General features: G+C 41.4%; 14 protein-coding genes. 3 read left to right on the top strand and 11 right to left on the bottom strand.

From position 1 onward, the window contains the following. Positions 1 to 77 precede the first annotated feature (77 nt). The 4 genes from CHJ_RS07600 to potA form a co-directional block, all read right to left on the bottom strand. Positions 78 to 1,118, bottom strand: a complete 1,041-nt coding sequence (locus CHJ_RS07600) for an extracellular solute-binding protein (RefSeq protein WP_171751979.1) — start codon at positions 1,116 to 1,118, stop codon at positions 78 to 80. A 152-nt stretch (positions 1,119 to 1,270) separates the two neighbouring features. Then, the gene (potC, locus tag CHJ_RS07595; protein WP_317917355.1) at positions 1,271 to 2,041 is read right to left on the bottom strand and encodes a spermidine/putrescine ABC transporter permease PotC; all 771 of its coding nucleotides are present in this window, start codon (positions 2,039 to 2,041) and stop codon (positions 1,271 to 1,273) included. Then, positions 2,038 to 2,898 carry a spermidine/putrescine ABC transporter permease PotB gene (gene potB, locus CHJ_RS07590; RefSeq protein ID WP_171751977.1) on the bottom strand — a complete coding sequence of 287 codons (861 nt, stop codon included), beginning with the start codon at positions 2,896 to 2,898 and terminating at the stop codon, positions 2,038 to 2,040. The genes potC and potB overlap by 4 nt, the downstream gene beginning before the upstream one ends. Further along, positions 2,888 to 3,997, bottom strand: a complete 1,110-nt coding sequence (potA, locus tag CHJ_RS07585) for a spermidine/putrescine ABC transporter ATP-binding protein PotA (protein ID WP_317917354.1) — start codon at positions 3,995 to 3,997, stop codon at positions 2,888 to 2,890. Before potA ends, potB begins: the two co-directional genes overlap by 11 nt. A 302-nt stretch (positions 3,998 to 4,299) precedes the next feature. On the opposite strand from potA, the gene CHJ_RS07580 reads away from it, so the two are divergent. From CHJ_RS07580 to CHJ_RS07570, 3 genes are read left to right on the top strand one after another with little or no spacing between them, the layout of a single operon-like run. Continuing rightward, positions 4,300 to 5,217, top strand: coding sequence for a hypothetical protein (locus CHJ_RS07580; protein ID WP_317917353.1), 918 nt, complete (start codon positions 4,300 to 4,302; stop codon positions 5,215 to 5,217). Continuing rightward, the gene (locus CHJ_RS07575) at positions 5,210 to 6,019 is read left to right on the top strand and encodes a glucosaminidase domain-containing protein (protein ID WP_317917352.1); all 810 of its coding nucleotides are present in this window, start codon (positions 5,210 to 5,212) and stop codon (positions 6,017 to 6,019) included. Before CHJ_RS07580 ends, CHJ_RS07575 begins: the two co-directional genes overlap by 8 nt. Before the next feature lie 6 nt (positions 6,020 to 6,025). After that, a complete protein-coding gene (locus tag CHJ_RS07570; RefSeq protein ID WP_171751973.1) occupies positions 6,026 to 6,682 on the top strand; it encodes a DUF2987 domain-containing protein in 657 nt (218 codons plus the stop codon). A gap of 77 nt (positions 6,683 to 6,759) precedes the next feature. Here CHJ_RS07570 and ttcA read toward each other — a convergent pair whose 3' ends face one another. The 7 genes from ttcA to CHJ_RS07535 form a co-directional block, all read right to left on the bottom strand. Further along, the gene (ttcA, locus tag CHJ_RS07565) at positions 6,760 to 7,686 is read right to left on the bottom strand and encodes a tRNA 2-thiocytidine(32) synthetase TtcA (RefSeq protein WP_317917351.1); all 927 of its coding nucleotides are present in this window, start codon (positions 7,684 to 7,686) and stop codon (positions 6,760 to 6,762) included. Between the two features lie 119 nt (positions 7,687 to 7,805). Further along, a complete protein-coding gene (gene uspE, locus CHJ_RS07560) occupies positions 7,806 to 8,753 on the bottom strand; it encodes a universal stress protein UspE (protein ID WP_317917350.1) in 948 nt (315 codons plus the stop codon). A 142-nt stretch (positions 8,754 to 8,895) separates the two neighbouring features. Continuing rightward, positions 8,896 to 9,645: an FNR family transcription factor gene (locus CHJ_RS07555; RefSeq protein ID WP_171751970.1), complete on the bottom strand. Its 750-nt coding sequence runs from the start codon at positions 9,643 to 9,645 to the stop codon at positions 8,896 to 8,898. Positions 9,646 to 9,745: 100 nt separating this feature from the next. Continuing rightward, positions 9,746 to 10,417: a sulfite exporter TauE/SafE family protein gene (locus tag CHJ_RS07550; RefSeq protein ID WP_171751969.1), complete on the bottom strand. Its 672-nt coding sequence runs from the start codon at positions 10,415 to 10,417 to the stop codon at positions 9,746 to 9,748. Further along, the gene (gene ccoS / locus CHJ_RS07545) at positions 10,407 to 10,577 is read right to left on the bottom strand and encodes a cbb3-type cytochrome oxidase assembly protein CcoS (RefSeq protein WP_171751968.1); all 171 of its coding nucleotides are present in this window, start codon (positions 10,575 to 10,577) and stop codon (positions 10,407 to 10,409) included. Before ccoS ends, CHJ_RS07550 begins: the two co-directional genes overlap by 11 nt. Further along, the gene (locus tag CHJ_RS07540; protein ID WP_317917349.1) at positions 10,570 to 12,939 is read right to left on the bottom strand and encodes a heavy metal translocating P-type ATPase; all 2,370 of its coding nucleotides are present in this window, start codon (positions 12,937 to 12,939) and stop codon (positions 10,570 to 10,572) included. Before CHJ_RS07540 ends, ccoS begins: the two co-directional genes overlap by 8 nt. A 15-nt stretch (positions 12,940 to 12,954) precedes the next feature. After that, on the bottom strand, positions 12,955 to 13,434 hold the full coding sequence (locus CHJ_RS07535) for a FixH family protein (RefSeq protein ID WP_317917348.1): 480 nt from the start codon (positions 13,432 to 13,434) through the stop codon (positions 12,955 to 12,957). Positions 13,435 to 13,452 lie beyond the last annotated feature (18 nt).

Genomic DNA, 13,452 nt, shown 5'->3' with positions numbered 1-13,452 from the left:
TATATTTGGGTATCAAAACTAAAAAGAGCGGCTAGAAAGCCGCTCTTTTTGTTTGAATGCTATTTACTGCTCAACTTTTACTGCTCTACTTTGAGTTTTTGGAAGTACTGTTCATACAATACACTTGCTTCACCCACTTCGTCTTGCCAAAAACCGCTGTCCATAATGTGTTGAGGAGGGAAGATGCTCTCATCCTCAGCAAACTCTTTCGGCAGTAATGGGTAAGCGCTTTTTACCGGTGTAGGGTAACCAATTTCTAATGCAACTTTAGCCGCATTTTCTGGGCGTAATAAGAAGTTAATCATTTTATGAGCGGCTTCTACATTTTCTGCTCCGGTAGGAATAGCTAAGCTGTCCATCCAAAAAATCGCGCCTTTTTCTGGCCAGATAATGTCGATGTTTGCGCCTTCCTGACGAGCAGTGTATGCGGAACCATTCCATAGCATACCTAACGATGTTTCACCTGCAAGATACGGGTTAGCAGGGTAATCAGAGTTAAATACTAATACGTTTGGCATCAGCTTTTTCAACTCTTCATAGGCAGCTTTGATTTCGTCGGGATTAGTCGTATTGGTAGAGTAACCTAAACGAGTTAATGCAATATGGAAGAACTCACGTGAGTCATCCATCATCATTAATTGACCTTCCCATTTAGGATCCCAGAAATCGTCCCAACTTTTAATATCAGAAGTGTCTAGCATATCTGAATTGACGCCAATACCCGTCGCGCCCCAAATATAAGGAATTGAGTAGCTGTTATCTGGGTCAAATGACTTGTTCAGGTAGTTAGGATCTAGATCAGCGAAGTGAGACAGTTGTTGCTTATCGATTTGTTGCAACATTCCTTCTTTACGCATTTTAGACACGAAGTAAGTAGAAGGTACTACAAGGTCATATCCTTTACCCTGCGTTTTTAATTTTGCATACATAGTTTCATTTGACTCGTAAGTCGAATAGATAACTTTGATGCCCGTTTCCTTTGTAAAATCTTCAAGCACTGAGCTTGGAATATACTCGGACCAGTTATAAAAGTAGAGTTCATCATCCGCAGCTAAAGTTGGAGCTGAAAGGGTGGCTGCACATAACGCAGTAGAAACAATTTTAGACCAGTTTTTCATTGTATTTCCATAGAGTTTGTTAATGAATGCCACGACAGTTAGTGTGGCAAGCACAAAGCACATGTTTGAATGCGCGATTCTAAATAAGAAAATGAGGTTTGTACACACTTAACCCCTTTAAGGATCAGTTGCATAACGCTCTATTCAGTTCACTATTTAATTTTTTCTCTTGCCAGAAATTGGGAAATAACGACCAGCAATAGCGAGACTACCAGCATTATCGTTGCTAATGCATTAACCTCTGGAGAAATGCCGACTTTAACCATAGAGTATATTTTAAGCGGTAATATTTCATAGCCAGGGCCTGTAACAAACGAACTAATAATGACATCGTCTAGTGACAAGGTAAAACTTAGCAGCCATCCAGCCGCGACCGCAGGTTTAGCCAATGGCAAAATGATTTTCTTTAGTATCACCCATTCGCTTGCGCCGAGATCTTTTGCCGCTTCAAGCATTTTGACATCAAAGCCATTTAATCGGCTAAAAACCGTTACCACCACAAAAGGAAGACAAAATGTAATATGAGAGGCCAACAAGGTTATAAAACCCAGTTGTAAGCCAACCACCAGAAATAGGGCGAGTAGGGATATCGCCATCACGATATCTGGTGACATCATGACGATGAAAAGCAAACCGTTTACGAGGCCTTTGCCTTTAAACGAGTATCTAAATAGCGCGACGGCGGTCAAACTCCCAATAATGGTCGCAGCGGTTGCGGAAAAAACCGCAATACTTAACGAGTGCCACGCAGCTTGCATTAGGCTGTCGTTGTTGATTAAAGCTTGATACCACTTAGTTGTATATCCACCCCATTTCATGCCAAATTTATTGGCGTTAAATGAGTTTGCAATCAGTACTATGATGGGCATATATAAGAAAGCGTAAACAACAAATAAAAAGCTAGAGTTGATTAATCGTCTCATGATTCAAGCTCCACTTTTTTATTTAGCAACTTCCCGGCTCGATAATAAGCATAAAGCATCAAAGCCATCGCCGCGGTTAAAGCAATACTGGTGGCAGCACCAAATGGCCAATCTCTGGCATTAAGCACCTGACTTTTAATTACGTTTCCGACTAATAGATTTTTTGCACCGCCAAGTAGGTCAGACACATAAAACATACCTAATGCCGGAAGCAGTACTAATAAACAACCACCAATAATGCCCGGCATTGTTAACGGCAACACCACACGAACAAAGGTTTGAAACTTGTTAGCTCCGAGATCCTTGGCAGCTTCAATATAGGTATGATCGAGCTTCTCTATCGCTGAGTAGAGCGGTAGTATCATAAAAGGTAACAAAATATAGACTAAACCGATCATCACCGCTGACTCGCTATACATAAGTCGAATCGGTTTATCGATGAGCTCTAAAGCTAACAGTGATTTATTTAAAATACCTTGAGTGCCAAGTACTATTTTTAAGCCGTAAGTTCTAATTAACGAGTTGGTCCAAAAAGGAACTATGACCAGAAATAGCATAATTGGGCGCCACTTGGTCGGCATATTAGCGACGATGTAGGCAAAGGGGTAGCCGATGACTAAGCAAAATAGCGTTGCCACGATAGCCATATAAAAGGAGTGCATCAGCACTTTGCCATAAAGGGGATCCAGCAAGCGTGCATAGTTATCAATACTAAACGTGAGTTCAATTAAGTTGGTTTCATCACGTGTCAGAAAACTGGTAACGATGATCATGAGATTAGGGATCAGTACAAATACCGATAACCAACCTACAATCAAGGCGATAATTAGCTTCTGCAGATCAAACTTACTCGCCATCTTTCAGTACCACTTCCCAGCTTTCAACCCAAGTTACTGTCACTTTTTGACCAAGAGAGTGATCAACATCGGGATCATCTTCATTAAAGAACTCACTGACCATCACCTTATTGCCAGATTCCAGCTCAACGATAGAGTCTAGTGTCATTCCCTTATAGGTTCGATCTATCACATGGCCTACAATCCCTTTTGATACGTTCTCTTTAATCTCTTCAAGGCGTAAATCTTCTGGGCGCAGTAAAACTTGCAGGCTCTCACTACCGGTAAATGCTTCCTTATAATAAATGGTTGACTCGATTCCCTCGATGGACGCAACAATGCGCTTATCATCAAGTCGCTTTATCGGAGTCGCGTTAAAGACATTTATCTCGCCTATAAAGCGTGCAACAAAAAGGTTTTTCGGCTCTTCATATATCTCTTTGGGCGTGCCATCCTGTTCAATTACGCCGTCTCGCATGACGATAATACGATCAGACATGGAGAGAGCTTCTTCTTGATCGTGGGTAACAAAGACAAAAGTGATGCCGAGTTTGCGTTGCAGTTGCTTAAGTTCGATCTGCATCTGCTTACGTAATTTATAATCTAGAGCTGACAATGATTCATCAAGTAATAGAACTTTGGGCTTATTAACAACAGCTCGTGCAATAGCAATACGCTGCTGTTGTCCACCGGATAACTGGTGAGGCTTTCGTTGCGCCATCTCATCAAGCCTAACCATTCGTAGGCACTCCATTACTCTTGGCTCGATCTCTTCATTGGCGACTTTTTGCATTCGCAGCCCAAATGCAACGTTGTCAAAAACCGTCATGTGGGGGAATAGGGCATAGCTCTGAAATACTGTATTGACGGGCCTTTTCTCTGATGGGACATCAGTGACATTGTCACTTCCAAGTAGTATTGTACCGCTGTCTACTTGCTCAAAACCTGCAATCATTCTTAATACGGTTGTTTTACCACAACCTGATGGACCAAGAATCGTTAGAAACTCACCATGATTCACATCTAAATTTAGATTACTAATGATTTCTTTACCGTCGAAACTCTTTGAAATCCCGCTCAATTTAACTACTGGATTCTCTTTCGAAGCTACCTGATTCAACTTATGCCAACCTCCCGGCTAACTCATATACTGAGTGATTTATAAACGAAGCGAATAATAGTCGTAGATCTGCTGAAATTAAAGTACTTTGATTGGATTTATTGACTTTATTTTAACTAAAATGGCGTTAAATCAAGTGAGAATAGCCTCATTGATAATTGCTTGGCTATTGTAATGAGAAGTTAATAGTAAATAGCAGCCCATAGCAATGCTCGGCACTGGTATCTTTAGGGTAGATGGGTATACTGTGGCGTAATTTTTTAATTTAGAGTTGAGGGCTAATTCCCTGCTCGGAATACGATATGAATAAGAATATAGAGAAAGATTTTGTTATAGGCGGTTCGATTGATAAAGCACTGTCTGGAAATTATGAATTAAATATGTTTTCTGTGCTCGGAGAGGCGTGGAAACATACTATCCGGCATTTTCTTTCTTTTTCTCCAGCCATCATTGCGTTGCTAGCGGTTCAACTTGTTATCTTTTATCTTGCACTGAAGTTGCAGATAGGTGATCCCGCTTTGATACTGCAAATGTTCGATAACCCAGAATTAATAGAGCAAGGCATTTTTGAAGCGATATTTGTGGCTAATTTTAGCTATGAAGTCATTTCGGCTCCGATTTATGCGGGCGTCTCTCTCATGGCCATGAGCCACAGTGCTGGATTAATGAGCAAGCCACAACATATCTTGAAGGGTCTTCAGTTCACGGTTCCAGTCATCATCGCCACTCTGTTTAGCCTAGTGCTACAAGGGATAGGTGGTATGCTTATACCATTACTTTCTATGTATTTATCTGTGGCATTCAGTAATTCAATACTGCTCATCTGCGAGAAAAAAATATCGCCAATTCAGTCATTGTGGATCTCTTTCCGTGCCGTTAACAAAAAATTGTTTCCTATCATTGGTTTATACACAATTATGATGGTGCTGTTGTTTGTTGCTGCTATTTCGTACGGATTTTTATTGGTTGTGGTACTGCCGCTGTTTTTCCATATGAAAGGGATTATCTATCGTAATATGTTTGGTATTACTTTGAAGATCATCGCTCCTGACGTTGATAACACAGCTGACCGTTTCAATAATCACTCAGACAACGATGACTCAAATGACGATGATGACGATAGTCATGATGACAATGATTCAGACGACAATAATGACTCCACTGATGAGCCAGTAGAGAAAGATAAATCGGATAAAGGTTCGCAAATATTTAATGCATAATCTTTTTAAATTATTAGCCGCAATTGCGCTTGTAGCCATGTTGCTTGCCCCGTTTGTTAAAGACGAAGGAGCGGCAGATGACACGGTAGATAGCCGTGTCGGCGAGGGAAGCCGTTATGTTAGTCAGGATAAACCTGATTTTGCGGCCATTACTGATGCCAACAAAAAGAAACAAGCCTTTTTTGATTATCTCCGTCCTGCAGTCGAAGCTGAGAACCTACGTATTAGCAAAGAGCGATCTCAGCTGAAAGTTATTGAGACGGCGTTTCACTCGGATGACATGACGTCAGCAGATATCAGTTTTGCTCAGCAGCTTGGTGAGAAGTATGCCAGCAAGGTCCCTGACAGTGGACTCACTTCACAGTGGTTTGCCACTATGCTGATGAAAATAAACCTGATCCCAGAAGCATTGGTATTAACTCAAGCGGCTAATGAGTCGGCTTGGGGGACCTCACGTTTTGCGCGTGAAGCAAATAACTATTTTGGCCAATGGTGTTATAACAAAGGTTGCGGCTTAGTTCCTTTGCAACGTATTGAAGGAGCAAGTCATGAAGTGGCTAAATTTGATTCTATGTCTGAATCTGTTCATGGCTATTTTATGAATGTGAATCGCAATAAGGCGTACGCTCAACTACGTCAGATAAGAGCGAATATTGTGGCAAGCGGAGATAGTATTTTAACAGATAGCGCTGCTACACAGCTCACTAACGGACTCTTAAAGTACTCTGAACGAGGTCAAGCATATATTGATGATCTTCAAAGTATGATTCGAGTAAATCAGAAATTTTGGAAAGCCAGTTAATAACATATGAAAATAATAATATCTCTGCTTTTTATCGGACTATCGATAACGACAAGTCATGTCTCTGCTCAAGAATACATGTTTACCTATTCAAAGTTATATTCGCAGTTAAAAAACAATGTAAAGGAAGGGCATGAAGAGGTCAAAGTCGGTTTCTTTTTTATCAACGCTGACAGCAAAGAACTTTGTAGCATTGAAAAGGCGTGGATGGAAAAAGAGAAACATTATGAAGAACTGACCATAGCACCAACCAAAGAAGTACTTCTGCCAGTGGATAGCAACTTGAAGAGCGCTAATCCTTTGGTGTTTGTTCGTACACCGATGGATCAACGTTGTGATTTCTCGTTGGTTGTAATGACTAAGCAACCAATGAACGGAAGTGTCAGTTACCAGGAAATCGAAACCATACTGCCGCAAATGCAAAGCATGTTAGAAGACCTTGGAGGCATGTTTGCCAGTTGGTTTACTCCTGAGGTTGAAGGTTTAACCCTGGAGTTCACCCCAGAGACACAAGGCAACATTCTTTTCTCTAATGGTAAGTCAGTAGCAATAGAAGATGGTAAAGCAAGAATTCTGTTAGCAGATATCGGAAAGGGCAATACGATTACTATTCCTGAAGAAACCACTCGCGTTCTTCCTTGGTTACCCTCTGCTAAGAAATAAATAAGTTTACAAATTAAAGAAGAAAAAGGCTGCAATCGCAGCCTTTTTCATGTCCGAACTTAAATTAACTTAAAGAATTATAGATTCGTCACATCCAGTTGCAGTGCTGGGTCGAACTCCATGACATCTTCCGTTGGTGCTGACGTAGGCAGCTCTTCTCTATCAAAGCCAATATCACCACCATTTATGACACCAGAGTCTCGGTTAATAGATTTGAAGTCAAATAACTGGTGATCCGCTAAGTGGCTAGGAACAACGTTTTGCATTGCTGTGAAAATAGTCTCAATACGACCAGGATACTGCTTATCCCAACCATTCAACATCTGTTTAATATGCTGGCGTTGAAGGTTAGGTTGCGAACCACATAAATTACATGGAATGATAGGGTATTCACGCTTCTCTGCGTACTTGATAATGTCTTTTTCACGACAATAAGCTAACGGCCTAATGACAACATGTTTACCATCATCAGAAACCAGCTTAGGGGGCATTCCTTTCATTTTTCCACCATGGAACATGTTAAGGAACATGGTTTCGATAATATCGTCTCTATGGTGGCCTAAGGCTATTTTTGTTGCTTTCAGTTCTGTTGCGGTACGGTATAAGATGCCACGACGCAAACGAGAGCAAAGCGAACAAGTTGTTTTTCCTTCTGGAATTTTGTCCTGTACGATTGAGTAAGTGTCTTCTTCAACTATCTTGTACTCAACACCTAGACTTTCTAGGTACTCAGGAAGAATATGCTCTGGAAATCCGGGCTGTTTTTGATCTAAATTAACTGCGATAAGTTCAAATGATACTGGGGCACTTTTCTTAAGGCTTAAGAGGATTTCAAGCATAGTAAAACTATCTTTACCACCAGATAGACAGACCATAATACGGTCACCATCTTCTATCATGTTGTAGTCAGCAATTGCTTGACCAGTATTGCGACGAAGACGCTTTTGTAATTTATTGAAATTATATTGCTGCGCTTTAGTACGCTGGAGAGATTGCTCAGTCATAAATTTGCTGTCTGTTAACCTAAGAAAAATAGACTGAGTATGATACGGATAATTTAGCAGGATGCTAGTAGTAAAAGCCCTCAATGAGGGCTTTTATGGTTATTTATTACGTTGCTTTATTAAGCGGATTGATTTGGGTCAAGAGGGCTGATAAAACCAGCAGGCTTAAGCGCCAAAACATCACAATTGATTTTATCAATAACATGCTCTGCGGTGTTACCAATAAAAACAGCAGACATGCCTGTTCGTCCGGTTGTTCCAAGGATAACCAGACCGGCAGATAGCTCATTTGCAACCGCGGGGATAATATCTTCAGGGAGTCCTTGCTCTACTCTGGTCTGCTCTTCATCAATGCAGTGTTTTTGCCTTAGCGCCTTCATCTCTTTTAGGTGATGGCCTCTGACGGCATCGGAATAGGTTGTAGGATCAAATTCCGGCAACTCGATAGTAATGTTTGCCGGTGTCACCGGATAGCAGTTTACTAAGTAAGGCGTCGCATCCAGCCGTGAGCAGAGATTTTTAGCTTGCTCAACGATACAGTTATTAAGTTCCAGATGGGTTGGGTTTTCTGAACCGACATGAACCGACGCTACCACGTTTCCGTTTTCTGGCCACTCATGGTTTTTAACCAAAAGTACAGGGCAGGGACTTTTACGAAGCAGATGCCAATCTGTTGGTGTAAAGATGACCGACTCTAAAACATCATGCTTTCGTGTTGCCTTAATTAAGATCTCATGGTTACCAGCAAAGACTTCAGCAACGATCGCCTCATAAGGCCTATTGTGCCAAACCACTTTAACCGAAAACTCTACACTATCGTCGATGTAAGGTGCTGCCACTTCTTTCATCCATGATTCTCTTTGCTGAATAACGCCTTTACGCATAGCATCGCGCTCATCAAGAGAAAGCATTGATGTCATTTCATAAGAAAAATCATAGATAGAGAGAAATAACGTTATATGGCTTTTTGATACGCTTTTGCGAGCTAACTGCATAGCCCTTGCCAGCGCAGGCTGTGACTCATTATTCACATCTGCAACGACTAAAATTTTATTATAAATACTCATAAAAGCTCCTTATTTATGGAGTAGAAGCGAAGAGTTATCAACTACATATAGTAAATGTAGCTTATTTAGAACGAATTTTTTAGCAAAAGAAATTTTCGGAGGGTAGAAATATGAAGTGGCTCATTTCTGAGCCACTTTGCAGTTATTCTTCTTGAGATATTCCAGCTAAGATTTTCAGCTCTTCGTGGTCAAGAATGGTAATGTATTTACCTTTCACACTTAGAATCTCAGATTTTTGGAAACGGCCTAATAGCCGACTTATGGTTTCAACGGTAAGCCCCAAGTAATTGCCGATATCACCACGAGTCATGGTTAATCGAAATTCTCTTGGACTGAAACCACGCTGGGAAAAACGAGTGGAAAGATTATATAAAAAAGCAGCTAATCGTTCTTCCGCATTCTTCTTTGATAAAAGAAGAATCATGTCTTGGTCGCCTTTAATTTCGCTACTCATTAATCGCATAATTTGTTGGCGAAGTTTCGGCATTTTACCCGATAAGTCATCTAGAATTTCATAAGGAATTTCACAAACCATTGACGTTTCTAGTGCTTGAGCAAAAGAGGGGTGGGCGTTGCCATTGATCGCATCAAAACCAACCAAATCACCGGCTAAATGAAATGCAGTAATTTGCTCGTCACCTTGCTCAGTAATGGTATAGCTTTTGATTGTTCCTGAACGAATTGCATATAGTGACTTTAATTCGTCACCCGCTTTAAACAACTCTTGTCCTTTTTGAATCGGTTTTTTTCGTTCGATTATTTGATCTAATTGATCAAGCTCAGATTCACTCAATGTAAATGGAATACATAGTTGTGAAATGCTGCAATCCTGACAGTGGATAGCACATCCACCGGATTGGATTCGTTTAGTCGCTTGTTTTTCTGAAATCATAACTTCCGAGTCACTATTTGATATACATCAATATTTTAACACTGCTCTTAACTAAAAGGTAGTGAAATAACTAGCTAATAATTCAAAAAGTTATAAATTGTTAACTCAAAAGAGAAAATGTTGACAGGGCAATATAACCACCATAAGCAAGAAGAAGCATAGCGCCTATCTGCCTAAAAACGGTCGATGTTTTGACTCTGTTTACATATTCGGCACTAATACCAACTAGCAGCATTGAGGGGAGTGTTCCAATACCAAATGCCAGCATAGTTAAGCTGCCATTTATGCCACTTCCAGAAACCGCTGCCCATGTAAGAGCAGAATATACAAGGCCACAAGGTAACCATCCCCATAAAAAGCCGAGAGGAAGGGCTTGAAAAGGAGAAGAGAGCGGAAGCAGTTTTGTTGCGATGGGATTAATAAAACGCCATAACCATTGTCCGAGCTTTTCTATATAAATAATACCTTGCCACCACTTTCCGATATGCAAGGCGAGAACAATCATCACAAAAGCGGATAAAAAACGTAACCAATTCAATACCGAATAATCGGTTACCAAGCTGGAAGCGCTGGAAATTGCGCCACCGACGACAAATCCGGCCAGAGTGTAACTGGATAGCCGACCAAAGTTGTAACAGAGGATAGTCAACAAACGGTCAGACTTGGCGGTAATGTTTATGCTCATTGCTGACGCTATTCCACCACACATGCCTACGCAGTGAGCTGAGCCCAAAAAGCCGACAAATAGAGCACCAATTAAATCAATGTTCATCTTTGTTCTTTATCTCTGGCTCATCTTCATCAAACAGGATACTGTGCCCTTGACGTTCCAGATCTTCGAACTGCTCGCTTTTTACCGCCCACAAAAAAATTGCCACGGCGACACAAACCAGCAATATAGCGATTGGAATTAATATATAAAGACTAGCCATCTTTTTTGAGTAACCTTAATGAGTTGGTAACAACAATAATTGAGCTTGCTGACATGCCAACAACCGCGATATAGGGAGCAACATATCCCGCGACTGCGAGTGGTAAAATCAATAGGTTGTAGCCTAATGCCCATGCCAAATTTTGTCTAATGATATTGCGTGTTTTAATGGCCAACTCGCGCGCCTTGGTTATTTTATTTAACTTGTCACCAAGCAGAACCATGTCTGCAGATGCTTTAGCTACGTCAGTACCGCCTCCCATAGCCACAGATAAGTGAGCACCAGATAGAGTAGGAGCATCATTAATGCCGTCACCTACCATCAGGGTTATATGAGAGTCGTCTAACGACTTAAGAAAAGCGAGTTTATCTTTAGGCGAGGCATTAGACACAACGTAGTTAATTCCAACAGCTTCTGCAACCTTTAACGCATTCGATTGGTTGTCACCAGTAAGCAGGGTTATCTTCATTCCCATATCCGTTAGTGATTGGATAAATACTTTACTTTCACTTCGAATAGGATCGGAGTAACCAAAGGTCGCAACGTGCTCCCCTGCGACCGATAAATAAATAGCGTTGTTGCCGGAAAGAGCGCTCGTACCACATACAAACAAGGCGTTACCAATTTTACAAGGTTGCCCTTGCCATTGTCCCTCTATTCCTGAACCAATAACGTTTCGTACATCTGTTACGACAACATCGCTGGACCCTTTTCCTTCAAACGCTTTAGCAATGGGGTGATTGGCATGACATTCTAACGAAGCCGCAATCGCTAGACAGATCTCATCCGTCAAATCTGAGTGAGTTTCTACAGCATCCAACTTAATGGCTCCCTGAGTTAGGGTTCCAGTTTTATCGATAATAAGGTGATTAACTTTACACAGCGTCTCAAACACATGCGATTTTCTTAGTAGTAAGCCAAGATCTCCCATTTTAGAGGTTGAGCAAGTAATAGCTGTCGGTGTTGCTAAAGATAGAGCGCAAGGGCAAGTTGCAACCAAAACAGAGAGCATTATCCAAAATGCATCGTCTGGTTGATGTTGCTGCCAATAAAGCCATGTGGCAGACGCTGTAATCAGTATCACGGCTACGAAATAACGAGCAACCACATCGGCCAACTGTGCAATCTTAGGTTTGGTCATTTGAGCTTCGTCTTGCAGCCGGACTATATTTGCTAACATGGACTCCGCTTTACTAGAGGTAACCTCGAGATCAAAGGATTCGTCAGTATTGATGCTTCCTGCATAAACCATTTCATTAACCGCTTTAACTACAGGGATAGACTCTCCCGTGAGCATTGACTCGTCAACGTGGATTCGACCAGCAATAATCACGCCATCCGCAGGAATGTGTTCACCGGGAAGCACTCTTACTCTGTCACCGGGTTTCAAATTACGAACGGGTATTTGGCTTCCATCTAACTTTGTCGCCATTGTAGGGATGAGTTTTAGAAGGTTGGCACTCGCTGCCGCCGCTTTACGTCGTGCTCTCATCTCTAGGAAACGGCCAAGTAACAAGAAGAAAGTAAACATTGAAACAGATTCAAAAAATACTTCGCCTTTTTCTTGTACCGTGGCGACAACACTAGCCACATATGCAAAAATCAGAGCAATGGACACAGGGACGTCCATACCCAAGGTTTTGCCTTTTAAGCTTCTCCAAGCGTTGATATAGAAAGGAAGGGCAGAATAAACCAATACTGGTGTCGCGAAAATCAGACTCACAATACGTAGATATTGTTTAAACTCAGCGTCAAGATCTCCAAATATTTCAAAGTATAACGCTACAGCTAACATCATCACCTGCATGGTGGCAATGCCCGCGATCCCCAATCGATACAGATACTGTTTCATGGATTCATGATAGGTCGCTTCATGGGCATCTGCTTCGAATGGGGCAGCTTTGTATCCGAGCTTGTGTATGGTTGATAGCAGATCGCTTAACTTAGTTTTACGGCTATCCCAATTAAGAATGGCTCTGTTTGTTGTGGTGTTTACTCGGATTTGGTTCACACCAGATTGGCCGTTGATCTGTTTTTCAATCAACCACGCACAAGCGGCGCACGTTACACCTTCAAGGGAAAGAGTAACTTCTGAACTTGATTCACTTTTGCGGACGAACTCTGATTGCACATCATCATCATCGTAATTCAACAGTGACATTAGCTGCTCAGGAACTAACTCAGCTTTTTCGGCCGTTTCTGTTCTATATTGATAGTAACTAACCAGCCCACTATCGACGATAGTTTGTGCGACAGCTTGGCAACCGGGACAACACATGTCCCGCTGCTTCTTGAAAATTTCCACGGTAAAGTTCGTGTTTTCTGGTACATCTTCACCACAGTGATAACACGTTTTGATCATTAACGAGTCCAGCGTTTAATTAACTAAAATGGTAGGTTCCACAGACGGGAAAGTAACCTTTCCTTGAATAAGCCATTGTTTAGTAAAAGGTTCTACCTTTACAAACCAAGGGCCGGCCATATCATCTGACAACGTTATGCTGTAACGTCCTTGAGCGTCAGAACTTACTGTTTGAATAAAGTCTTTATCTGCTAACGTTCGGTGGCTAAAGGTGATAGTTAGGGCAGGATAAACATCTAACTGGCCCTTATCAAAAATCACCGTGATGACATTGTTTCTCGACCTAACCGCTGCAGAGACACCCAAGGCATTTGCCGCTTCTATCTTTGAAAGGTCGATATTAATCGCTTTTCCTTTCTTGTAGTAATCTTCAGCGACTAAAGAGACGGAGTTATTTGAGAAGATAAATAGGGTAGTGAAACTTGCTACCACAACACTTAACGGCAGAAAAATAAGAAACCACGGCCAAAACTGCTTATACCAAGGCTTAATCATAAAAGATCTCGACTAGTT

Origin of the sequence: Vibrio sp. MACH09 (assembly GCF_033238805.1) — a bacterium.
In the GTDB taxonomy this organism is placed as follows: domain Bacteria; phylum Pseudomonadota; class Gammaproteobacteria; order Enterobacterales; family Vibrionaceae; genus Vibrio.
The sequence above is the reverse complement of the archived record's forward strand: the minus strand, read 5'-3'. Positions and strand labels throughout refer to the sequence as shown.